Origin of the sequence: Pelagibaculum spongiae (assembly GCF_003097315.1) — a bacterium.
GTDB lineage: Bacteria > Pseudomonadota > Gammaproteobacteria > Enterobacterales > Pelagibaculaceae > Pelagibaculum > Pelagibaculum spongiae.
Window position 1 is genome coordinate 289,062 of record NZ_QDDL01000005.1, and the last position, 23,657, is coordinate 312,718.

Here is a 23,657-nt window from a genome sequence, read left to right on the forward strand (position 1 = left end):
AGTGATTAACGATGCTTTTTGACGTAACATAATCGTTCTGTGTATTCTTTTATTCCAATGAAATTGATCAATTGCGATTAACTATTAAAGCGCGGAACAGCTATTCAATTAAGCAATAGAATATTAATATTTATTGTTGGTTTGATCAACAGCGGTTTAGTTTTTAGAACAGTGGCATGAGGCTAGTTAGTTTTTTATATTCAGTTCTTTCAGTTGGCTTTTAGGATATAAAGCGTAACTTGTGAAGTTACTAAAATTATAAAAGTTTATTTAGTTGCCATGCTAAAGGATAACCTTTTTAAAATATAATAAAACATGAGGCTTGCTATGATGACTTTGAAAAAAAGTGCTTGGCTACGATCGAAAGCTTTGTCGATTAAAATTTTATTTCCTTTGATATTTTTAGCAACATTTCAAGCACATGGTTTCTCATTTTATAATGACTTAAAAGATCATACCTATAGCGTTAATATTGATGGGCCTTCAGATTTTTCTCAGAACGTCAGCCCCAAAAGTGCGCAGTCATGTCACTGGTCAAATACTGGTTGTAATCCAGGTGGTGATCGTTTCGGCTTATTAACTGCCAATATTCATATCGATAGTCTCGACTTTCACTGCAAAGTTAGCTTCCAAGCAGGAGGTTTTGTACGTGTGCGTTACAGCGAGGGCTATTTGCAATGCCATGGTTATGACACATTTGGTACAACTCGTGATGTAAATCCTGTTCAAGTTAATAACAATCAGCGAAGTGTTCGTTTTTTGGCCACTGCAGATCCTCAATATGATAATACTGACTTCAATCGTAATGGAATTTCAGATAGAACTCTGAGTGTTGCTGGGAATATGATTAAGTCGTCGAATAATATTCGTGGTTTAATAGTAGCGGGTGATTTAACTCAAAATTCACGTAAAGACGAACGTGAATTATTTGAGCGTGCTACTTGGCCTGTTCGTGATTATTTATATGAGGGTATGGGCAATCATGATGACAAAGATCCATTGTGGTATCAGCGTTTAGCCTGCCCATTGTTAAATTCATGTGTTTCGCCATTTGACATAATGAATTCCATCAATCATCAGCGAAATTCTCTGTTGCAGAAAGAGCAACATGAAGGTGGTTTATATTCATGGGATTGGCAAGATGTACACGTTGCTCAGCTAGGAACTTTTATCGCCAATGAGCCAAGAGCAAACACTGTTAGATACCAATTCGAAGATATTAATCCTTATAACAGTCTAGATTTTTTAAAAGCTGATTTACGAGATAATGTTGGCCCATCAGGTCGTCCTGTCATTTTAATATCTCATTACGGTTTTGATAGCCGATCACTCGGCCCGTGGAGTCATCAGCAACGAGTGAAAATGTGGGAAGCTCTTGATGGATATAATGTTGTTGCGATTATATCGGGTCATGATCATAGCTCTCCGGGATATGAATGGTATCGCAATGTTAATCGGCCATTTGGCACTCAGAAGGGTCCGGCTGTTATTTTAAATGTAACTGCTGGTGCAGCATTATTTAAAGTCTTTGTTGATGTTGAAATTTCCGGTAATACAATGACAATTAATCGCATGACGTTTGATCACGAAGATAGGCCATATTCTATTGATAGCGTCTCTGGAGACATTACGGCTAATTATCAAGCTAGTGAACAGATAATGCAATATCAGAATATAGAGAACAATCGCTGCTTGCAGCGCAGCGGTTATTTAGTTGCTATTTCAGATTGTAATGGTGCAGACAAATGGGTTCATGAAGAAAGTAGCGAACGCTTGCGCCATATAGAAAGCAATCAATGTTTGTATAATAGCGGTGGAAATCGGTTAGTCAGCATTGCTAATTGTAATAATGAAAGTAATCAGAAATGGTTTTGGTCAGGTGAGCAAATAAAAAACCGCAGTAATTATCAATGCTTAGATTTATTCCGTAATGAAAATAAAGCGGGGGTTTGGAATTGCCACAATGGTAATAACCAAAAATGGCGCCGTAAACTACGTTAGTATAAATAATCAGGAATAATTAAAAAACATCCGCATCATAAAAATGATGCGTGTGTTTTTTATGAAAACTCAAGTGAAGCAGTGAAAATATTTCAGGATATTAATGCAAAACCAGTATTTGGTATTCATTGAAATACTCTTGTTTTAACTGATGAAGCAATTGATCAACCGCCAGTCGACCTAAAGAAAGCACTGGTTAAAAATAATCTTTCGGTAGATAGCTTTCGCGCAATGCTGACATGTGAAACATTTCAGTAAAATCAGTGTGTTGCAGGGTGGTTCTTCTCGGTAGTTAGTAACGCGACCAATTGTATGTTTTGACGCTTTGTCGTTATTCCATATACTCTACTATATCCTAATTCTTCTGGATTGATTATATTTAATAAAACATAATGTTTTTTATTTTAGTGATCGTTCTGGTTTTTTGGCTTGTAAGGTGAGTAGTATGCGAGCAATAGATATTGTTGTATCTGGTGTTGCCAGTATATTTGTAAAAAAAGTTCAAAGAAGTGCAGAAGAATACGGAGGAAGCTGTACTAGTGCATTTACTCAAACGTCAAAAGAATTAGCTAGATACATTTGTAAAAATAAAGATGCGTCAGGTGGAATTTGTGAAGCATTAGTAGCACATTGGATGTATCACCACACTCAAGGAGGGTCCTTATGGGATCATATTTGCTTAGGAGGCGATGTAAAAAAATTAAACGGCCGAGAAATACAAAAAATTGCAGTGCTACAAGCATATGGAGCAAATGCTGAAGACCAAGATGTTCTCTCAGAACAATGGCTGGCAACTAAGGGTTTAATACCGATTCACTTTTCAATATCTGGAGGTGATGGTTATACCAGAGGAACAAATCAACGCTTTTTCAGCGGAGCAAGCGGCCGAAGAATAAGCCGTAACGATGAAAGTGTTACCACAACCGATTCTAACGCATTGGCAAAGGCAATTTGTAGTCTTGCAAGTAAGAGTGGAGGATATCGAAAAATTGGTATTGAAGGTCGCTCTGGTGGACATGCGATGGCGGCATATGTAGGAGATGATGTCTTATTTTTTGACCCAAACTACGGTGAGTTCTGGTTTGAAACGCATAACTTATTTATTGAATGGTTCTCGAAAGCTTTTTGGAATAAATCTCTGTACGCAACTTATATTGCAGGTTTGAGTAGAAAGTATGAGATTAGGCATTATTCTAATAATGTAAATAAGGTTGAAAATATTAAGTTAACTTAAAGCATTAGTTAATTGTCTGATAATCAACGATTCTTGCCAACTAATCGATCTATCGCCGACTGCAATAAAGTTTGGGTTTAACAGGCATTGCTTTTGATTATATTTTAATGAAGCGAAGTCTGGGCCTAATATAGCACTGCCAGCTTGTTCTAAAATGCATTGTGCGGCGCCAGCATCTCACTCGCTTGTTGGGCTAATTCTGGGATAAAAGTCGGCAATACCACCTTCGGCGATTAGGCAAGTGTTTAATGAACTGCCCATTGCCAGAAAATCATAATTGCCAATCGTTTGAAGTCGCTGTACTAGCTTCTCTGCACCATGTCGATGGCTACTAGCGATCAACGTTTTTTGCTGCTGTGGATTCCAGCTGCGGCTGTGTAACCGAGTCCATTGGTCAAAATCTATATGATTACTCGCTTTCCAACTGCCCTTATCTTTTAACCCGCAATAGCTAACGCAATGTACTGGAGCATAAATCACCTCGAGAATGGGTTTCCCTTGATCAATCAATGTAATATTAACAGCAAATTCACCATTTCTATCGATAAATTCTTTAATGCCGTCTAGCGGACGTTTGGAATTACCACAATGGTAAGGGTCGCAGAAAATATAAATTACCCTGTATCTCGATGACCGCCCAACCCGCACCTCGCCTCCGGCTCTTGCAGGCTACATGATGTTGTTTTGTAGGCTGCAAGAGGTAATGCCGACGACTGCATGGATGCAGAAGGTAGGGCGACGCAGGATGCCAAAGCCGAGATGCGGCATTTCAGGGTAGTTATTAAATTCCGCAGCCCTAATAACCAAAAATGGTGCCTTAAACTACGTTAGTATAAATAATCAGAAACAATTAAAAAACACCCGCATCATAAATCAGCACTTGGCGTTCATTGGAATGCTTTTTTTTTGATTGCTGAAGCGGTAGACCGACCGCTTGTCGACTTAAATAAAGCGCTAATTGAAAATAAAATTTCTCTGATTAATCTCTATTTGATTTTGATAAGTGAGATATTTCAATAAAATTAATAATTTAAAAAACTAAGGTGGTTTTAAGTTGCTATTGGCGTGATTAACTATATCTTTTGACGTGAAATTGCCATTACGTGTATTATTTTTACTCTAATAGGATTTATCAATTGAAACTAACTATGAAACGCAGTGCTGCTCTTCAATTGAGCAACAGAATACTGTATTTATTGTTAGTTTGATTAATAATGGTTTGATCTTTAGAGCAGCAGTATTGTGTTTTAATTTCGTTTAAAATTTTACCTACAGCATTTCTCATTTTTTCGATAGAACGCCTATCGCGTTAAATGCGTGCCTTGTAGATGAAAGTCTTAGTATGAATTTAATGCAAATATTCTCATTGATTACGATTGTAGTCGCTAAATTGCACCTAAGAAGGTATAAAATGGAAATAAAAAAAATAAGTTTACTCATCGGCTCATTACTCATGAGCAGTACTGTATTGTTAAGCTTCAATGCGAGTGCGACATCACTATCTAGTGTTGACGATATTCCAGCACTCCCTGAAGACTGTCGCGGCAGGATTTGTTTTATTTGGGAAGAAAGAGCGTCAGCGCTTGAAAATTTAGCACGCGAACTAGATACTGAAAATAACCGTTTGCAAAAAATTATCTCATCGTCTCAAAACTACGATATGGAAGATATTAAAGCGAACAAAAGTGCTTGCCTCGCTGAATTTGATATTGAAAGTGGTCAATATAAGTTAGATGGAACAGCGCCTGATAATTCTGCTATAAGATGCGTTAGCCAGGATGATTTTGATGCTTTTTTATATGAGCGTAATATTACGTTAGATCCAACAACTGATTTTGGTAAAGTACTTAATAGGTTAAGAGATAGAATGGCTGAAGGTGCAAGTATTGCTAAAATTGGTGATCAAGCACAAATGATTGTCAATCATACTGCTTTTGGCCTTTTCCGTGTTGAAGCGCTTTTTAACCTCTCTTACTTCAGCTATGCCAAAAGCGAAAATAACTATTATCAGTTATATACTTCATTTTTCTCACCTTATTCAAGTTTATATCAGGAAAATTCTCTTGATGATTTTAATGCAATAAATGGTGAAATGGTTAAGAAAGGTGATGGCGGTCAATTCTCTCAAGGCGTTAACGATGCCGCTGAACTGATCGTAGAAATGATCAGCGAATTTTCGGGAGTTGGGAGTGAAAACCTAAATTAATAAGGTCTTATAATAGATTCTTAGCGGATTCGCTTCATAAGTGAATCCGCGTTAATTAATACTCAACCATTCTTGCCAATTAACCGATTTATCGCCAACCGCAATAAAGTTTGGGTTTAATAGGCTTTGCTTTTGATTATATTTTAATGAAGCGAAGTCTGGGCCTAATATAGCACCGCCAGCTTGTTCTAAAATGCATTGTGCGGCGCCAGTATCCCACTCGCTGGTTGGGCCAATTCTGGGATAAAAGTCGGCAATACCTTCGGCGACTAGGCAAGTTTTTAATGAACTGCCCATTGCCAGAAAATCATAATCGCCAATCGCTTGAAGTCGCTGTACTAGCTTCTCTGCGCCATGTCGACGGCTACTGGCGACCAACGTTTTTTGCTGCTGTGGATTCCAGCTGCGGCTGTGTAACCGAGTCCATTGGTCAAAATCTATATGATTACTCGCTTTCCAACTGCCCTTATCTTTTAACCCGCAATAGCTAACGCAATGTACTGGAGCATAAATCACCCCGAGAATGGGTTTCCCTTGATCAATCAATGCAATGTTAACGGTAAATTCACCATTTCTATCGATAAATTCTTTAGTGCCATCTAGCGGGTCAACCAACCAGTAACGTTGCCATTGCAAATGTTTCTCTAAGTCATCGGCGGGAGATTCTTCTGATAGTACAGGCAAACTGGAAATTTTCCGCAAACCTTTAGCAATCACCCAGTGAGCTGCTAAGTCTGCTTCAGTCAACGGCGTGTTATCTGATTTGATTTGAATATTAAAGTCAGCATTTTTATAAATATTTAAAATAGCTTCGCCTGCTTGCTCAGCAATTTCTCTGACTTTAAATAGCAGCTGTAGATTAATTTCGGTCATTGATGACTACCTTTTCAAAACAGATCAGATAAAAACTGAATATTATAAGTTGGCTAATTTATCTCTGAGCATAAATAAACCAGCGAGGCTGCGAGCTTCGGTGCATTGACCGCTTTGAATCAGTAAATCTAATTTATTGATCGGCCAAAATACCACTTCAGGAGGCTCGGGTTCATCGCCCTTGGCAGTTTGTGGATAAATATCTTGTGCGAGTAGTAGTTGAATTTTATGCGACATATAAGCCGGTGCTAATGACATTTCAGTCATTTTTGTAACTGACTTAGCGGCAAAACCAGTTTCTTCCATTAACTCCCGATTGGCTGCTGTCAGATGATCTTCTCCGGGGTCTACTAAGCCTTTAGGTAGTCCAAGTTCATAGCACTCTGTGCCAGCGGCATATTCCTTGACCAGAATAACCTGATGATCTGTAGTGACTGCAGCAACCATCACAGCGCCGTAACCCTTACCAACTAGCCGTTCGTATTGACGGGTTTCACCGTTGGAAAACTCTAGGTCTATTGCTTCAATGTGAAATAGGCGGCTGTCAGCAACTCGTTGGCGTTGATGAATTTTAGGGCCTTGCCGACTGGACAGCAATCGCTTTAGAAGATCACTATCCTGCAAGGTTTCTGAAGTATCTCTTGTGGATAGATCTGTCGGCGTATTGGCTGGTGAGTTCGAGAGCGTTGGATCAGGCATTTTTCCTCCGACATTCCTATGCGGGTCTGTTTACCTATTCAAACATAACACTGCCTGAACCATGCGTCAGCTTGAATTGGTTTGTCAGCGCGGGGGATTAAGCTTTTGCTATGATTGCCGCCAGAAACAGTTTTTCCCGGAGTCTGGTTTGTCATTATCTGAAACATCTCAAGTCACAGCTGATTGGTCGCAAATTGATACTTTGCTACTAGATATGGACGGTACTCTGCTGGATTTACACTTTGATAATCAGTTTTTTCTTGAGCTTTTGCCCGATCGAATGGCGCAAAAGCATGGTGGAACCAAACAGCAAGCCAAGAGCAAACTTCAGCAGCTTTATCATGAGTTGAACGGGACGCTAGATTGGTACTGTCTTGATTATTGGAGTCGGCGCTTAGATATCGATTTGATTCCAATGAAGCAAGAGCTTAAGCATCTGATCGGTTTTCGGCCTGGCGTTGAGCAGTGCTTGAAAATTTTGGGCGATAAAGGCATTCGAAGAGTGTTGGTGACCAATGCGCACCCGGCAAGCCTGGAGTTAAAATTGGATGTGACCAATCTAGATGATTATCTGGATTTGATGGTGACAGCCCACCAGTTAGGCCACCCCAAAGAACAGCAAGATTTTTGGCATAAATTGCAATATGTTGAAGCTTTTGACCCCCAAAGAACTTTATTTATTGATGATAATATTGCAGTTTTGAAAAGTGCAGAGCTTTATGGCATTAAACATTTAAGGGCAATTCGACAGCCAGATAGCCAAAGAGAGCAGGTTAATACTGCTGGATTCGCTGCCATTGATGATTTTATGGATTTGTTGTAATTTTATCTAGAAAAAATAGCAATTAAATGTTTAATTAAAAGGAAGTAAGTTGCTGTGTCAGAAATAAAATTTTCAACCGAAGAAAAACAAATTATCACCAATAAAATACAGAAGTATTTTGAGCTGGAGCTTGACCAAGAATTAGGTCAGTTTGATGCAGAATTTTTGTTAGATTTCTTTTCTAAAGAAATTGGTGGCTATTTCTATAACCGTGGTGTTTCTGATGCAAAAACTGTTTTAGATGAGCGAATCGAATCTATTTCTGATGCGTTATATGAAATAGAAAAGCCGGTCAGTAGATAGCAAGCATAGCGGCCAATGGTAACGAATTACTCGTATTTACCGGTTTGCTTATCCCTGAGCAAATCCTGAAACAATACAAAATGATCTTTAATCGCTTCAGCAGCTCGCTGGCAATGGCCAAACTGAATCGCTCTGGCAATGGGTAGGTGACGCTTCCTATGATGTCTTAACACTTCAGGGCGAGCGAAAAGCGCAGAAGTGTTATCGATAATACTCTCAGTTAACAAGTTTCCGAGCTGTTTCAAAGAATGAAATATTAAGGGATTACCGCTGTACTCAGCAATTTTCAGGTGAAATTGCTGATCTTTTTCGATATCTATATTGTCGAACGTTTTATCTAGCGCTATCGCCAGTTCAACCAATTCAGTTTTTTGTGCTTCGGTGGCATATAAAGTAGCTAATTTTACTGCTTCACTTTCCAGTAGTAATCGAAAATCTAATGTATTTTTATGCAACGAGGGACAGCTGATCAGAAGATCTTCCATCTTGCCTTGATAACTGGTTTCAGGATGCTCGACAACGCGGGTTCCACTGCCTTGACGTGTTTCCAGTAATCCACGGCTGACCAACCGCTGAATAGCATCACGTAAAGAATTTCGTGACACATCCATATCTTTGGACAATTGCCGTTCTGGCGGCAAACGTGTGCCGGGCGGCCAGTCACCTTCGAATATTTTTTGTTCTAGTGATTTCATCACTAGTTCGGGAAGTCGTTGCAGTAAATCAGGCATCAGAAAAGCTTTATCTGATAGAGATAGTATGAGCCTAGCTGGCAAATGTAGAAAAAATATAGACCAATGTCAGGATTTGATGAATTGATAAACTGTCAATTAAGAAATCTTATGTTGCGATCTCATTATAACCGATTGTAAGAAAAATGGTCTGACAGATTAGAGTTAGCATATCTGCTAGGCCATATGTTTTGATATTTTTATTAATACCCATGCCATTTCAATATGAGCTAAATTCTGCACTTTAAAGTGGCTTGGGTATCTCGCGGCTACATTCATCCAATAAATGGAAGATCGAGCGATAATCTATACCGCCGTGTTCTGTTAAGCCAATTTCACAGGTTCGGCTAGTAGAAACACCTTGCTCACAACCATCAATTTGCTTCGATAAATTTTCCAGTGAAGAAGCATTAAGTTCTGGTTGAGTAAAACCGCGATCACCGGCGAAACCGCAACATTCTATACCTTCGGGAATGATTAATTCATCAGCACAGTGGCTCGCTAGTTTTTCTAGCGTTGTGGTTAAACCTTGTTTGCGAACGCTACAAGTCGCGTGCACAGCTAGGCGGTGAACCTTACGCCGAATGGTTAATCGAGGCAGTAGATGCTCTAGGCAAAATTCAACAGGGTCTAACAATGTCATCTTGCTATTCGATGCTTCAATTTCAGCCTTACCACGAACCACACACGGGCTGGTATCGCATAACACCGGGTACTGACCATTGTTTGACGCGAGCTCTAGAGCATTTCGCAGTTGCGTAGCTTTGCTTTGCGCTTGAACAGCAAAGCCTTTGCTTTCAAATGGCATGCCGCAACACAAATCACCTAGTTTCTTTGGAATGATCAGTTGGTAGCCGGCACGCTCTAATAATTGGCGAATGACATCTATCTGGCTTTGTTGACCCTTAGCATTGCCAAAAGTACGGCTGGCACAGCTGGGGAAAAATACAATTGGCTCACCGTTGTTTAAGCTATTAGACAGGCTATAGCTGGCAGATCCAGGAGAGGTTGCAGGCCAAACAGGCATCGCCGAGAACATTTTATGGCCTTTTTCGGTGATCCGTTTTAAGCGCTGATTACCGATGATTGCCCCAGTTGCCTTGGCTGCACTCAAACCAGCGCCGGCTATTTTCATAGCGCTGCCGTAATTATTAGCTGCGATGCTGGCGATACTATCGGTTGTACCACTGTTGCGCTGGCCGCGTAATTTACGGGTCAGGTCAGCAATATTAATCCCAACTGGGCAGCGGGTTTGGCACATGCCGCAGGCGGCGCAGGTGTCGAGTCCGTTATACAACCAGCTTTGCTCCAACTCTTTAACACGTGCTTTGTCATCATCACGATCGGCACGGCTGATCTCTCTCCAAAGTGCAGCACGTTGGCGAGGTGTTAGAGTGATATCTCGTGATGGGCACACTGGCTCGCAGAAGCCACATTCGATACACATATCGATGCTGACGTCAGCTGCTGGCAATGCCTTAAGATTCTTCAGATGTGATTGGGGGTCGTCGGTCAAGATGACACCCGGGTTGAGAATGTTGTGTGGATCGAGCAACGCTTTAAGCTGACGCATTAAATTATAAGCTTGGCTGCCCCATTCCATTTCAACGTAAGGTGCCATATTGCGTCCGGTGCCGTGCTCAGCTTTCAACGAGCCGCCGTAACCGTTAACTACAAGATGCGCAACTGCATCCATGAATTTGCCGTAGCGATCGATTTCTTGTTGCGTCTCAAAACCTTGGGTGAACACAAAGTGCAAATTTCCTTCCAATGCATGGCCGAAAATAATTGCATTGTGATACTCGAAATCGATAAACAGCTGCTGCAATTCAATCACTGCTTCTGCCAGTTGTGGCACTGGGAAGGCGATGTCTTCAATAATAACCGTGGTGCCAACTTCGCGAACACCACCGACAGCCGGGAATAAACCTTTACGAATCGCCCATAATTTACCGAATTCGGCTGGGTCAGCGGTAAATGAAACTTCGGCCGCTTTATTAAAATCTTTTAACACGTCATTAATGCGAGCAATTTGCTGGTTGAGCTCGTTTTCAGTTGCAGCACGTGTTTCGATTAATAGTGAATTGGCTTGTTCATTAAGGTTGGAAATAAAATCTGGCATGCCGGGTTTGCCATCAACAGAAGCTAATGCTTTACGATCCATCATTTCAACTGAATCGACTGGTTCTGTTTTTAAAGCAGAAACTGCACGGCAAGCACTATCAGTGTTATCAAAAACCACCAGAGTCGAAGCTTTATGTGGATGCTCAACCACTGTGTGGTAACTGATTTCAGAAATAAAACCCAAAGTACCTTCAGAGCCAATCATCAGGTGCTGCAAAATATCCAGCGGATCTTGATAATCGACCAAAGCATTCAAGCTATAACCAGTGGTATTTTTCAAGCGGAATTTATGACGAATTTTATCTGCTAAAGACTGATTAATACAGGTTTGCTGTGCTAGATCGGTTAAGCCGTTTAATAACTCAGCGTGGGTGTTTTTAAATTTGGCTACGCTGTCAGGGCAGCGGGTGTCGAGTAATGCGCCGTCAGCTAAAATCAGTCGCATTCCGGCGACGGTATGGTAGGAGTTTTGCGCCGTACCACAGCACATACCGCTAGCGTTGTTGGCAGCAATACCACCAATTTTACAGGTGTTAATTGATGCTGGATCAGGACCGATTTTTCTGCCCCAAGGCACTAGCGCTGCATTGGCATCAGCACCAATAACGCCCGGTTGCAGGTTAATCACCATACCATCAGATTCAACCTTGCGGCTTTTCCAGCTGTTGTTTAAGGTGATCAAAATAGAATCGGTAATGGCTTGGCCAGATAATGATGTACCTGCCGCACGGAAGGTCACCGGCACATTCAATTGGCGAGACAAACCCAGTAAACGAGTGATCTCCTGCTCATTATCAACTTTGATCACTGCTTGCGGAATCAGTCGATAAAAACTGGCATCTGTTCCATAAGCGAGGGTTTTCAGCGGATCCGAGGTGATTCGTTGTTGATCAATAAATGTCTCAGCGGCTGCAAGATAGTCGCGGTACTTCTTATCAGCTGAACTAGGGTGCTTCATCATCTCAAAACCTCAAACCAATGTTGCCTGTTAGCACCCGAATGTTAACAATACGGCTTCTCAGGACAAAAATAAATTGAATCAAACCGTTATCGTTTGAGAGGCTAATCGTTTTTAATCCATTTGCCATCAGCAAAACTACCTAACTGATCTGACTAGGTAGTTATTCGGATTAAATAATACTTGTTGCATGTATAAGGTATAAGACCACAAAGCACTTCCTGAAATAACTACAAAAAACATTTGATGATTCAAAGCTGCACAGGAGAAGTATTTTGACCAACCTGTCGAAAAATGATCTGGACCGAGCTGCCAATCGGTTGAGTTACTCCACGGCTAAAAAAGTTTATCTCTATTCAAGTTGTCTGGTCGATATGTTTGACCCGCAAGCCGGTATTTCAGCGGTAAAATTATTTGAACGTGCCGGAATAGAAGTGATTTTTCCCATGGGACAAAGTTGCTGCGGCCAGCCGCCGTTAAATTCTGGCCATGCCGATGAAGCAAAAACCATTGCTAAGAGCCAATTGGAATTATTAAAAAATCCTTGGCCGGTTGTTGTTATGGCTGGCTCTTGTGCCGCTACTATGTTGCATGAGTATCCTGAATTATTAAAATATGAACCTGAATGGAAAAATTTAGCGGAAAATGTATCGGGCAGATTATTTGAATTTACTGAATTTGTGGCGGGCCAGCTTGATTTATCAATCATCGATGTTGGCGCGTCTGTAAAAATTGCATTGCACACATCTTGCAGCGCTCGCCGAAAGCTTAATTCTTTGCAACAAGGGCGTGATTTACTGGCTAAATTATCAAACGTTGAACTAGTGATTCATGATCGTGAATATGAATGTTGTGGCTTTGGTGGAACCTTTGCAATAAAGCATGGAGATGTCTCTGCAGCGATGGTTCACGATAAAGCAATTAGCTTGTTGGATGCCGGAATTGAAAGGGTTGTTAGTCCAGACCCCGGCTGTTTGCTGAATATTGGCGGGCACTTAGAGCACTTACATAAAAAGGAAAATAAACCTTTGCTAAAAGTGCAGCATGTCGCCAGTTTTCTCTGGGAACGTATTAGTGGTGAGCAAGCATAGCCTGGAGGTAATGTAATGAGTAACTCACAAAAATACACGCCAAACACTTCTGCCACTAGCCATATTCCAGTAAGGCAAAATGATTTTAATCACCAAGCGCATGATGCACTTAATGATGGCCAGCTAAGAACTAATTTCCGCCGTGCAATGGATGGTCTAATTGCCAAGCGCACTGCACAATTTCCCGATAGCGATGATTTGGAAGCCAGAAGGCTGCATGCCGAAGCTATTCGCCAACGCTGTTTAAATAAATTGCCACAATTATTAGAACAGTTAGAAAGTAATCTCAAAGCTAATGGCATTAAGGTGCACTGGGCTGAAACTGCTGAGCAGGCTTGTGAAATAATTTATGGTATTTCTGAGTGTCATCAAGCTAAGAGTATGATCAAGGGTAAATCCATGGTCAGTGAAGAAATCGAACTGAATCACTTTATGGCTGAAAGAGGTATTGACTGCTTAGAATCAGATATGGGCGAATATATTGTCCAGCTGGCTGAAGAAAAGCCTTCGCACATAATTATGCCAGCTATTCATAAAAATGCAGTCGAAGTGGCTAAATTATTTGAAGATAAAATTCCTGATCACTCATACACCGAAGATATCGATGAATTAATTCAAACGGGACGCCGTGAATTAAGAAAAGCATTTTTTAATGCTGACATTGGTTTGTCTGGCGTTAACTTTATGGTGGCGGAGACTGGCACCTTATGTTTGGTTGAAAATGAAGGTAATGGCCGAATGAGCACCCATGTGCCGCCAGTGCATGTTGCAGTGACCGGTATAGAAAAGGTGGTGGAATTTTTGTCCGATGTGCCACCGCTCTATCATTTGCTAACTCGTTCAGCGACCGGTCAACCGATAACTACTTATTTCAACATGATCTCCGGACCACGGGGAGAAAATGAAAAAGATGGGCCAAAGGAAGTGCATTTGGTCTTGTTAGATAATGGACGTAGCCAAGCTTATGCCGATGCACAGATGCGTAAAACGCTACAGTGTATTCGCTGTGGGGCTTGTATGAACCACTGCCCGGTATATAGCAGAATCGGCGGCCATGCCTATAAAACAGTCTACCCAGGGCCAATCGGAAAAATCATTTCTCCTCATATGATGGGACTAGAGCAAACTAAAGATTTACCTTCAGCATCGACATTATGCGGTGCATGCGGTGATGTCTGCCCGGTTAAAATTCCGATTCCATCATTGTTACAACGATTGCGGATTGAATTAAAAAGAGTGGTCAGTAGTAATGATCCACAACAGGTTAATATGAAAGGTGCTGGTGCTGGATACAATGCGATAGAAGCTAGAGTTTGGAAAATTTTTAGTTGGATTTACTCCAGCCGATATCGGTATAAAATGCTGTCGTGGATGGCCAGTCGTTTTGGTAAATTATTACCCAATATCGGGCCGGTTGCGGTTTGGAGTAAAGTTCGCAGCAAACCAGTGCCAGCCAATAAAACGCTACATCAGCTGATGGAACAACGATCTCGACAAGCATCTGGTCAGTCGAACGGGAGTGATAAGTAATGAATGCACGTCAGTCTATTTTAGATAAATTATATCAAACCCGTGATTTAGCTGATTTCATTCCAACCAAAGCAGAAGCTCCAAAATTGCCAACCTGGAATGATCAACAAAAACTAGAAAAATTCACACAAATGATTTCAGCCGTTAACGGTGAAGTTCATTCTTGTGAAAAAAACAACTGGCCACATAAGTTATTAGAAATAGCGCAACAGAACAAACTGGGTAACCTGCTACATGCGCCACAAACTGAATGGGGTGCCGTGCTAGCTGCTTATTTCCAGGCTACTGAGCATCAACTTGAGTTGCTAGAATATCCACAATCTATTGATGAAGAAGGTTTTAAAGAAAAGCTATTTTTCAGTATTGATGCGGCTTTTACAGGCAGTATTGGAGCAATTGCTGAAACCGGTACTTTAATTGTTTGGCCGAACCAGCATGAGCCCCGCTTAATGTCTTTAGTGCCGCCGGTACATTTTTGTATTCTTGAAAAAGAAAAAATATGGAATACCTTTGCAGAACTGATCGAAAATGCTGGGTGGCAAAAAGGATTACCCAATAATGCATTGTTAATTAGCGGGCCTTCTAAAACTGCTGATATTGAACAAACTTTGGCTTATGGTGCCCACGGGCCAAGTCAGCTGATTGTTTTGGTGGTGTGATTTTTTTGTAACAGCGCACCTGGTATAAAATGGCCAGATGCGCTGTTACAAAGATTTACCGATTAAAAAACAAGATTAATTTCTCTACCATCTGATACGGTACAACTGCCAATTCCCCCGCCATCAATACCAAAAGCTGGGTCAGAAAACTGGAACTGACACTTCATTGAATTGCCTTTATTTCCAATCAGCAGCGCTTGTGTTTTTGAACTGGTGCTGGTCGAATCACCTAGCAGTAGAGAATCATCATTTGAAGATTCACCAATACTCCAAGTTGAACCTGACTGACTAGTAGACTGCTGTACAAATTTCCCTCTGAAGACTTCACCGTCACCCGTTTGGACAGTCAGCTCACCATCTTTGGCAAAAATATCCTGTTTGTAATCGAATATGACATTAGAGCCTGAAGAGCTGACGCCTCTAATGCTTCCTGTACTTTCACAACCAACGAGCCAGATGACTAAGAAGCTGCAAAGATATATCTTCAGATGACGAGTCTGTAACATGCGAATGAACCTCTAATAAAGTTATGGTTGATTTTTATATCAACAAATAGAGTTAGCTTGCCAACAAAATTGATAACTAACTAAATCTTATTAATAGTGACAGAGAGAATAGCTTATAACTAAGCGTATTTTTTGAACGGAATCACAGTTAATAAATCTATCTAGTATCTTTATAAGATCAAATGTGTGAACAGCGCCATGAAGCTCTTTTTTAAAGAGGTCAAAATGACAATATTAGCAAAATTGTTTGTTGCACCTGATGCTCTATATGGACTATCTAGTATCGTAAAGATTTTTTTGATTTCATTATCTTCGCTAGCTGTTTTGCTAAAAACATTTCTTAGAATTTTTACTAAATGGTTAGTCAGTAATATCATGCTCTTTAGAATTTTCTTATTAAATTCTGAAGTATTGTCTCGGAAAGATATATAGCTAAAACTCAATATGATTGATTAAATTAGATAATCATTGCTCCGTACTATTTCTGGTTGGTATTTTTTGCTAAATAACTGATTTTGCGAGCATTAATCAAGTGCCTGCACAATTGTTAATCTTTTTGTTGTAGGCGTTGTGTAAGAAAGCTAATCATACAATGGTTTTAGTAGGTGGAGTTGCTTTTATTGTTAATTAAAAAACCAATTAAAGAGGTGTTTTCTTGTGGTAATAGAAAGAATAAAATTTGTTTTTTCAATGTTGATTTTTTCGACGCTAATAAGTGCTTGTGGAAGCAGTAATAGCAATACAACAGCCCAAAATGCAAGAGCTATACTACTGGCGTCAGAAGTACCAGCCTATATAGCCGCTTATGAAGAAGATCTTCAAAGACGAACTTTTTTGTTTAACGGTCAAGGTCTTGATGCTGCATTTTTTCAAGTGGATACAGAAAATCAGCAACTCGTTATGAGTTTTAATCAAGGTTTAATATTTTTAAGTATCGATCTTGCTAGCAGAGATCTTACTGGAGATATTCGAGTTCACCTAGGAAACATTGAATCTGACGTTGATGAAGTAATTAATCAACCACTAGCAAGATTAGAGTCAGATAGCATTAATTTTCAAAAAAGAGGCAATGATTTTGTCTTTTCAGGTAGGCTGGAAGATAGCGTAACTAACGCTTCATATAGTATTTATTTTGTTTATAACTCAAGTTACATTACTGAAGGTGATGCCAATATCGAAATAATTACTGACTCAGTCGCAGTGATAGCAGGTGGCTTGGGGATATCAACATACATTAAGGTAAAAGATTTAGTTACTAATAACCCTGGTGTGAGAACGCTGGTTTTGCAGGATATCCCGGGGTCATCAGATGATAGAATCAATGTTCATACTGGGCGTTTAATTCGTCAAGCAGGAATAGCAACTTATGTTCCAAGTTTTGGTGAAATCGCATCGGGAGGAGTGGATATTTTTCTGGCAGGTGCCACCAGACATTATGAACAAGGCGGAATGGTTGGTGTGCATTCGTGGTGCTGCATTAATGGAAAATCAGCACACTTAGCACCAAGAAATGCGCCAGAGCATGAATCATTAATTTCTTATACTAAGGAGATGCTAGGGGAAGAAGCGGGAGAAGCATTCTATTTCTTTACGCTCGAAGCATCGTCATTTGAAGATATTCATTTTATGACAAACGATCAGTTGTTAGAGCATATCGTTGATAATATATTACCACCGAATCAACCGATTAATTGAAGCTGAAAACATTGTATGTGAATTTTTACTATTTGAAATAATCAACCATGCGCCATGCTCAGAACATAGCCTTGATTATTTTTAACGTAATAAAAAAGGCCTAGGGGGGAGCCTAGACCTTTTTTATTATTACAGCTGGTAGCGGAAAATTAAAAAGTGATTACCTTTTATTTCCTTTACGCCGAGTTTCAATAAAGTAACTGGCTTGCCTGCAACAGTAATGATGGTATTTTCTGCGGTAGCAACATAAGCGCTAACGGCTTCTACGTGCTCAGAGGCTACGCTTTCTTTCACTCCCCACGGGAGTGACATAACTTTGTTGTAGTCTCAAGTATCACAAATTTTAGCTTCACGTTCGGCGACGGAACGCAAAATGCTTTCTTCAAAAGCTTTTGCTACATCACCATTCTCGGCAAACAACATAAGCATACCCTCTAAGCAAGTAGTGCAAATAATTACAATGACACCGTATGCGCTATCCTGGAGCGACACCGGAGCTAATTTATTCAGCAGCTTCTATATTAGCTTTTCCTATCCCCCTGCCGCGTGAGCGAAAAGAAACATAATAATGTTTCACTGGAGCGATTCGTTTCTAACACGGTGCGTTCTGCTGAATGTTCTTCTCCAGTCTATTTTCAGAACACCTCGAGTGACTTGACTTAAGTCTCTGTTTTTGTGGGTATTTGGTATGACCATACAAAGTAATCTGTCTGACCAGTTGATTGATAAGCCGTGATGATCGCTGAACCTACTACTAAAGAGGTAGTTTTGGTTTGGTGTTGACACTGAAGTTATTGTTAATTGGTGTGATGTAATGCTTTTAAAATACATACACCTGCGATCAAAATTTTTAAATTGAACCGATGAAAATTGAAAAATGCTGATATTCGTTTGAATACCAGCACCGGTTTGGCGGCAAAAAAAACACCACATTATTCAGATCAAAAAATTAGTTATTTTTCTTTCGTTTTCGGCTTTCTGTCTGAATATTGCGATACATTTTGGTCTGACTTTTAAAATGTGCGCGTTTTTCGGCTAGGCTGGCGGTATTGTTGGCCTGCTCTCGAAGCAGCTTTTGGTAATTGAGTAATCGTCTAGGTTCTAGTTCGCCGGCTTCTATTGCAGCAGTAACAGCGCAGCCAGGTTGGTTCTGGTGCTGACAGTTGTTAAATCGGCATTGTTGCTCCAACTTTTGAATATCATCAAATGTCGATGAAACGCCGTGCTCGCAGTCGGTTAGTTGCAGTTCACGCATTCCAGGGGTATCAAGCAGCAAGCCACCCAAAGCTATCTGCTTGAGTGCTCGAGAAGTTGTAGTGTGTCTTCCTTTACTATCATCTTCTCGGATACCACCCGTTGCAAATGTCTCTGAGTTGGCCAGGGTATTGGCTAAGGTTGATTTCCCCACGCCTGATGAACCGATAAAAACTACGGTTTGTCCATCTTTGCACCACGGCTGTAAAACACTTGTAGATGAAGCATCAAGTCCGTTGACCTGCTCAATAATCAAATTGGAATTTAGTTGCTTTAATTGATCGATATAAATATCTGGATCAGTACATACATCAAGCTTGCTCAGTACCAGAACAGGTTCGACATTTGCCTGATTCACCAAAGATAAATAACGTTCAATACGACCCAAGTTAAAGTCGTAGTTCAATGAACAAACGATGAAAGCAGTATCAACATTGGCAGCAATTAGCTGGGTGTCCAATTTGCTACCCGGTGCTTTTCTGCTGAAAAGAGATGTGCGTTTAAGCAACCGATAAAAACTCATATCATTATTCAGTAGCAGCCAGTCACCCACTGTAATCAGCGGCATTGAATGGCCAATAGCGAGATGATACTCGCCTGATACACCTGCAAGTTGATAACCTGATCGATGTTGTGCAATAACTCGATATGCCTGCTGTGTTTCCAGCTCTTGTAAAGAAAGTTGCTGCTGAAAATGGGTACGCCAGCCAAGTTGGCTCAGTTTAGAAAAGTCGTGCATTGATTACCCCCGACGCATAAAAATTATGCGCACAAGACTGAGAATATCTCAGGGGCTTTTGGCCCCGGTTGAATACCGGGCAAGAAAGGGTGTTTTCACTACTAATGTTTAGATTGCTGTGACAGCAGCTTCAACACTTAGATAACGTAAAGAAACAGACACGGTTGAAAATTGTTATAAAAACAATGATAACCAGAATGCTCAATCATAAAACAGGTTAGCTGTTACAGACCCATTGCCCGTGGTGCGTTGAATACAATCATAAAATTCCTCCAGGTGAGTTTCACAAGAACTATTTAAAATTCCAGCAAAGATTATCAGTTGTTTCATTTAGCTACAATTGATAATTTTTAAATTAACCAAAGTCTAAAAATAGTGATGATTTCTAATCATTACAAAAGGGTACAAAAAACATCTTGTAATAGATGACCCTGACTTACTAGCATGGTGTTAATTGATGGGAGTGGTTGCGTTATGAAAATAGTAAATAAGTTGGTTGGCGCCTGTGCGATGTCGTTGTTGCTGTTAACCGGTTGCGAAAGCACTGGAAGTATTCAAGGTGTTAGCTCGGGTGGTTCGAATGTTTCATTTGAATATACTCAAGATATTTTTGCCAATGATGGCAAGCTGACAGTCAGTATGCCCGATGGTGAAGTTTTTAATGGCAAGTTTGTTCAGCAGTCGACTAGCCAGTCAGGCTCAACTTGGAGTATTGGTGAATCTTCAAATGATGATTCATTGCTACTAGGTGATTCGACAACGACCAGCTCGAAAACCCAAGCATTGTTGATTGGTAATCGTGGTAATAGCATGAAGTGCCAATTTCAATTTTCAGATCCATCTTTTGGTATAGATGGTGGCGGCATTGGCAGTTGTAAAATTTCTGATGGACGTGATATTAACTTAGTATTTTAGCGTCAATTTAGCCTAGCTTTATCATTTCAGTTTTTTACCAGTCGGTTATTTCTATAGGGCTCAGAATATTCCCCATTTCTTGAGCCCTTCTCTTTTATTACTATCCAAACTCTGTGATTAGCGCAGCCTGCGCATTTGATTGCGATTCCTTTCGGTAATTTGATCTGTCTTCCAGTTCCTTTAACTCAATTAAGTTTTGCAGTCCCTGCGAATTGCACCTCGTCAAATTTCATGCTTCAATGCCACCTCAACATGTGTGAGCCATTATTAACATCTGTTGGGTTTTGTTGCTGTAAGCGCTGCCCACTGTTGTTAGAAAGCAGCCAGCGGGCACCAAAATGACAGAACGCGAACAACAAATTTTAGCTTTGATTAGACAAAACCCTTTGATTTCACAAAAGGTTCTTGGTGAACACTTAGGGATTAGTCGAGAAGCGGCCGCCAGTCATATTATGAACCTGACTCGTAAAGGCTATGTCCGCGGTAAAGGTTATTTACTGAACGATCCGCTAGAAGTAATGGTGATCGGCGGTTGTAACCTAGATATTCAGGGCATTCCTGCTAAAGCCGGGATTGCCGGTGATTCGTTGCCTGGACAAGTCTCAATGACCCCTGGTGGCGTCGGTAGAAATATTGCCGAAAATATCGCACGTTTGAGCCATGAAGTTCGCATGGTTTCAGTGGTGGGAGCTGATGAAGCGGGCCAGCAGTTGATTGCTGCGACAGCAGATGCAGGAGTTGATGTTTCATCAATTCGACAGCTTTCTGGCCGACGTACTTCAGTATATTTATCGATTCTTGATCATCAGCATGAACTAGTTCAGGCAATCAACGATATGGATACTATCAATGATTTAACGCCTGAAGTGTTGGCTGACCAAGCTTCTAGTATTGGTCATAGTAAAGCGCTGGTGATTGATGCCAATTTAACATCAGCTGCACTGGAATATTTATTTACTCGAAAGCCGCTAGCGCCTGTTTTTGCTGATTGTGTTTCAGCCAGTAAGGCTGAAAAATTAAAGCCTTGGTTAAACCGTATTCATTGTTTGAAACCCAATGTTATGGAAGCAGAATTATTATGGGGCAAGCCAGTTAAAGATCAGCAAGATTTAAAAAACTGTGCGCAATGGTTTCATGCTCAAGGTGTCGCCAAAATATTTATTAGTCTTGGTGGTGACGGTTTGTTTGCAAGTGATGGTCAGCAACAGCTGATGATTAAACCAAAGCCCTGCAAAGTTATTAGTGTTTCAGGTGCAGGAGATGCCTTAATGGCAGGCTTGGTACACAGCCATTTAAAAAATTTAGATTTAAACCAGACCGTAGATACCGCACAAGCTTGCGCGGCTATGGCTCTGACATATCACTCGACAGTTAATCCGGCGCTTAGCGCCGCTGCGGTTAAGCGACAGCTCAGGAAATAATGATGAACCCATATCTCGATATTCACCCCGACGTTAAAGCAGCACTACAAGCCAATAAACCTGTTGTAGCTCTAGAGTCTACGATTATTTCTCACGGAATGCCGTATCCAGATAATGTGGCGACCGCGTTGAAAGTTGAAGAAACCATCAGAGAAAATGGCGCAGTACCTGCAACTATTGCAATTATTAATGGTCGGATAAAAGTCGGTCTAACTCACGCCGAAATTGAGCACCTTGGAAAAACCGGTTTAGGTATTATCAAAACAAGTCGTCGCGATTTACCGATTATTCTTTCTAAAAAAATGGATGGTGCAACTACCGTTGCAACTACAATGATTGCCGCAGCTATGGCAGGCATTAAAATTTTTGCAACGGGTGGTATTGGTGGTGTTCACCGTGGCGCAGAAACATCGTTTGATATTTCTGCTGATTTACAAGAGCTTGCAAAAACCGATGTAGCCGTTATTTGCGCGGGCTGTAAATCAATTCTCGATATTGGTCTGACTTTAGAATACCTCGAAACCAATGGTGTCCCCGTCATTGGTCATGGCGTTAAGCAGATGCCGGCTTTTTATAATCGTGAAAGTAATTTTGAAGTCGACCATCAACTAGATAGTTCGCAAGAAATTGCTGCGGCATTGAAAGCTAAGTGGGATGCAGACCTGAAAGGTGGCGTAGTAATCGCTAACCCAATTCCGCATGAGCACTCTATGCCACGTGATGTTATTGACGCAGCAATTGAGCAAGCGTTAAAAGAATTAGATGAGCAGGGCGTAAAAGGTAAGCAATCAACACCGTTTCTACTGTCACGGGTCAAAGAGTTGACTGGCGGTGATAGTTTAAAGTCCAACATCGAGTTAGTTATGAATAATGCGCGTTTAGCATCGAAAATTGCTGCGGATTATTGCAAGTTGTAAAGTTCCCGGACCCCGGAGGTGAAAACCTCCGGACCCTTCAGGCTGTGTCTTAGTGCACAGCCTTTTTTTTTACCTATTCAAAATAGACTACTTAACAAACATCTGCCCAGATAAAAACAAATTAAATAGTGACCGTTGTTTAATAAGTAGCTTTTTGTTTTGGTTATATTATAACAATATAATTAAATAATTTAATTTAAACAAGTCTCTATAGTTAGATTTGTGGATCAGTTTCAGAAGTTAACTTTTGGATAATCTCTATAGGAACTAACTTAAAAGTGACTGTTTGTCGTCAAATGTTTGAGCTTCTTGCATGAAATAGGATATTTACTTAGGATGTATCATCTTTTCAATATATTGATTGGCATTGATTGCTTTTTTATTCATGTATGACGATGAGCCTTAATATGCATAGCGCAGTAAAAAAAATGCTGTCAGGTAAAAATTATAACTGTCTCGATGAGCAATTAAGCCAGTTACGCCTGCAATGCCAGAAAAAGATGCAGTTATTTAACTTGGTCGATATTACTGATTCTGCAATGGTCAAACAAAATATGCGGGAATTAGTACCAAACATGGCAAAAAATGCATTAATCAATCAGCCATTTTACTGTAGCTATGGAATTCATCTCTTGATAGGAGAAGAGAGCTTTATCAATTTCAACTGTACTATTTTAGATAATGCATGGGTCACTATTGGCTCTCGGTGTATGTTAGGGCCCAATGTACAAATTTATACTGCGGCACATGACCTCGACTCTGAATTACGAGCACAAGGGATAGAAAAAGCGTTACCTGTAACAATAGAAGATGATGTTTGGATTGGTGGTGGAGCAATCATCCTGCCAGGCGTTAAGATTGGCAAACGCTCAGTTATTGGAGCGGGTGCAGTGATCACCAAAGATATTCCTGCTGACAGTCGGGCTGTTGGTAATCCAGCTCAAGTGATTTTACAGAAATAGCGTCTGATTCAATCAG

Annotated in this window: 21 protein-coding genes; 13 read left to right on the top strand and 8 right to left on the bottom strand. The window is 40.5% G+C overall.

Going from position 1 to position 23,657, the window contains the following annotated elements; translation table 11 throughout:
• Positions 1-327 precede the first annotated feature (327 nt).
• Complete coding sequence (locus DC094_RS13820; RefSeq protein WP_158527329.1) at positions 328-2,001, top strand: ricin-type beta-trefoil lectin domain protein; 1,674 nt, start codon at positions 328-330, stop codon at positions 1,999-2,001.
• Positions 2,002-2,446: 445 nt separating this feature from the next.
• The gene (locus DC094_RS13825) at positions 2,447-3,235 is read left to right on the top strand and encodes a YopT-type cysteine protease domain-containing protein (RefSeq protein ID WP_116687688.1); all 789 of its coding nucleotides are present in this window, start codon (positions 2,447-2,449) and stop codon (positions 3,233-3,235) included.
• Positions 3,236-3,412: 177 nt separating this feature from the next.
• Here the strand turns inward: DC094_RS13825 and DC094_RS13830 are convergent, their stop codons facing one another.
• On the bottom strand, positions 3,413-3,883 hold the full coding sequence (locus tag DC094_RS13830; RefSeq protein WP_116687689.1) for a 3'(2'),5'-bisphosphate nucleotidase CysQ family protein: 471 nt from the start codon (positions 3,881-3,883) through the stop codon (positions 3,413-3,415).
• A 763-nt stretch (positions 3,884-4,646) separates the two neighbouring features.
• Between DC094_RS13830 and DC094_RS13835 the strand changes: the two genes are divergently transcribed.
• Positions 4,647-5,441: a hypothetical protein gene (locus tag DC094_RS13835; protein WP_116687690.1), complete on the top strand. Its 795-nt coding sequence runs from the start codon at positions 4,647-4,649 to the stop codon at positions 5,439-5,441.
• Between the two features lie 51 nt (positions 5,442-5,492).
• Here DC094_RS13835 and cysQ read toward each other — a convergent pair whose 3' ends face one another.
• Both cysQ and nudE read right to left on the bottom strand, forming a co-directional pair.
• Positions 5,493-6,314 carry a 3'(2'),5'-bisphosphate nucleotidase CysQ gene (gene cysQ / locus DC094_RS13840; protein WP_116687691.1) on the bottom strand — a complete coding sequence of 274 codons (822 nt, stop codon included), beginning with the start codon at positions 6,312-6,314 and terminating at the stop codon, positions 5,493-5,495.
• Positions 6,315-6,356: 42 nt separating this feature from the next.
• Positions 6,357-7,013: an ADP compounds hydrolase NudE gene (gene nudE, locus DC094_RS13845; protein ID WP_116687692.1), complete on the bottom strand. Its 657-nt coding sequence runs from the start codon at positions 7,011-7,013 to the stop codon at positions 6,357-6,359.
• Between the two features lie 148 nt (positions 7,014-7,161).
• Here nudE and yrfG point away from each other — a divergent pair, with 148 nt between their 5' ends.
• Both yrfG and DC094_RS13855 read left to right on the top strand, forming a co-directional pair.
• Entirely contained in the window at positions 7,162-7,836 is a 675-nt protein-coding gene (gene yrfG, locus DC094_RS13850) for a GMP/IMP nucleotidase (RefSeq protein ID WP_241504054.1), read from the top strand.
• Between the two features lie 54 nt (positions 7,837-7,890).
• Complete coding sequence (locus DC094_RS13855; RefSeq protein WP_116687694.1) at positions 7,891-8,139, top strand: DUF2164 domain-containing protein; 249 nt, start codon at positions 7,891-7,893, stop codon at positions 8,137-8,139.
• A gap of 26 nt (positions 8,140-8,165) precedes the next feature.
• On the opposite strand, the gene DC094_RS13860 is transcribed toward DC094_RS13855, so the two are convergent.
• Positions 8,166-8,870 carry a FadR/GntR family transcriptional regulator gene (locus tag DC094_RS13860; RefSeq protein WP_116687695.1) on the bottom strand — a complete coding sequence of 235 codons (705 nt, stop codon included), beginning with the start codon at positions 8,868-8,870 and terminating at the stop codon, positions 8,166-8,168.
• 244 nt (positions 8,871-9,114) lie between these two features.
• Positions 9,115-11,955, bottom strand: a complete 2,841-nt coding sequence (locus DC094_RS13865) for an FAD-binding and (Fe-S)-binding domain-containing protein (protein WP_339374126.1) — start codon at positions 11,953-11,955, stop codon at positions 9,115-9,117.
• 272 nt (positions 11,956-12,227) lie between these two features.
• On the opposite strand from DC094_RS13865, the gene DC094_RS13870 reads away from it, so the two are divergent.
• From DC094_RS13870 to DC094_RS13880, 3 genes are read left to right on the top strand one after another with little or no spacing between them, the layout of a single operon-like run.
• On the top strand, positions 12,228-13,043 hold the full coding sequence (locus tag DC094_RS13870; protein WP_206605662.1) for a (Fe-S)-binding protein: 816 nt from the start codon (positions 12,228-12,230) through the stop codon (positions 13,041-13,043).
• 15 nt (positions 13,044-13,058) lie between these two features.
• On the top strand, positions 13,059-14,573 hold the full coding sequence (locus tag DC094_RS13875) for a LutB/LldF family L-lactate oxidation iron-sulfur protein (RefSeq protein WP_116687696.1): 1,515 nt from the start codon (positions 13,059-13,061) through the stop codon (positions 14,571-14,573).
• The gene (locus DC094_RS13880) at positions 14,573-15,232 is read left to right on the top strand and encodes a LutC/YkgG family protein (RefSeq protein ID WP_116687697.1); all 660 of its coding nucleotides are present in this window, start codon (positions 14,573-14,575) and stop codon (positions 15,230-15,232) included. Before DC094_RS13875 ends, DC094_RS13880 begins: the two co-directional genes overlap by 1 nt.
• A gap of 62 nt (positions 15,233-15,294) precedes the next feature.
• Here the strand turns inward: DC094_RS13880 and DC094_RS13885 are convergent, their stop codons facing one another.
• The gene (locus DC094_RS13885; RefSeq protein ID WP_116687698.1) at positions 15,295-15,738 is read right to left on the bottom strand and encodes a hypothetical protein; all 444 of its coding nucleotides are present in this window, start codon (positions 15,736-15,738) and stop codon (positions 15,295-15,297) included.
• A gap of 657 nt (positions 15,739-16,395) precedes the next feature.
• On the opposite strand from DC094_RS13885, the gene DC094_RS13895 reads away from it, so the two are divergent.
• A complete protein-coding gene (locus DC094_RS13895) occupies positions 16,396-17,433 on the top strand; it encodes a hypothetical protein (protein WP_133245557.1) in 1,038 nt (345 codons plus the stop codon).
• A gap of 129 nt (positions 17,434-17,562) precedes the next feature.
• On the opposite strand, the gene DC094_RS21880 is transcribed toward DC094_RS13895, so the two are convergent.
• Together DC094_RS21880 and rsgA are read right to left on the bottom strand one after the other, a co-directional pair.
• The gene (locus DC094_RS21880; protein WP_133245558.1) at positions 17,563-17,745 is read right to left on the bottom strand and encodes a hypothetical protein; all 183 of its coding nucleotides are present in this window, start codon (positions 17,743-17,745) and stop codon (positions 17,563-17,565) included.
• A gap of 637 nt (positions 17,746-18,382) precedes the next feature.
• Positions 18,383-19,426, bottom strand: coding sequence for a ribosome small subunit-dependent GTPase A (gene rsgA, locus DC094_RS13900; protein ID WP_116687701.1), 1,044 nt, complete (start codon positions 19,424-19,426; stop codon positions 18,383-18,385).
• A gap of 474 nt (positions 19,427-19,900) precedes the next feature.
• Here rsgA and DC094_RS13905 point away from each other — a divergent pair, with 474 nt between their 5' ends.
• The 4 genes from DC094_RS13905 (at position 19,901) to DC094_RS22755 (ending at position 23,641) form a co-directional block, all read left to right on the top strand.
• On the top strand, positions 19,901-20,341 hold the full coding sequence (locus tag DC094_RS13905) for a hypothetical protein (RefSeq protein WP_116687702.1): 441 nt from the start codon (positions 19,901-19,903) through the stop codon (positions 20,339-20,341).
• A 338-nt stretch (positions 20,342-20,679) separates the two neighbouring features.
• Positions 20,680-21,762 carry a PfkB family carbohydrate kinase gene (locus DC094_RS13910; RefSeq protein ID WP_116687703.1) on the top strand — a complete coding sequence of 361 codons (1,083 nt, stop codon included), beginning with the start codon at positions 20,680-20,682 and terminating at the stop codon, positions 21,760-21,762.
• Between the two features lie 2 nt (positions 21,763-21,764).
• Positions 21,765-22,679: a pseudouridine-5'-phosphate glycosidase gene (locus tag DC094_RS13915; RefSeq protein ID WP_206605663.1), complete on the top strand. Its 915-nt coding sequence runs from the start codon at positions 21,765-21,767 to the stop codon at positions 22,677-22,679.
• A gap of 428 nt (positions 22,680-23,107) precedes the next feature.
• Entirely contained in the window at positions 23,108-23,641 is a 534-nt protein-coding gene (locus DC094_RS22755) for a sugar O-acetyltransferase (protein ID WP_304598351.1), read from the top strand.
• Positions 23,642-23,657: the final 16 nt, after the last annotated feature.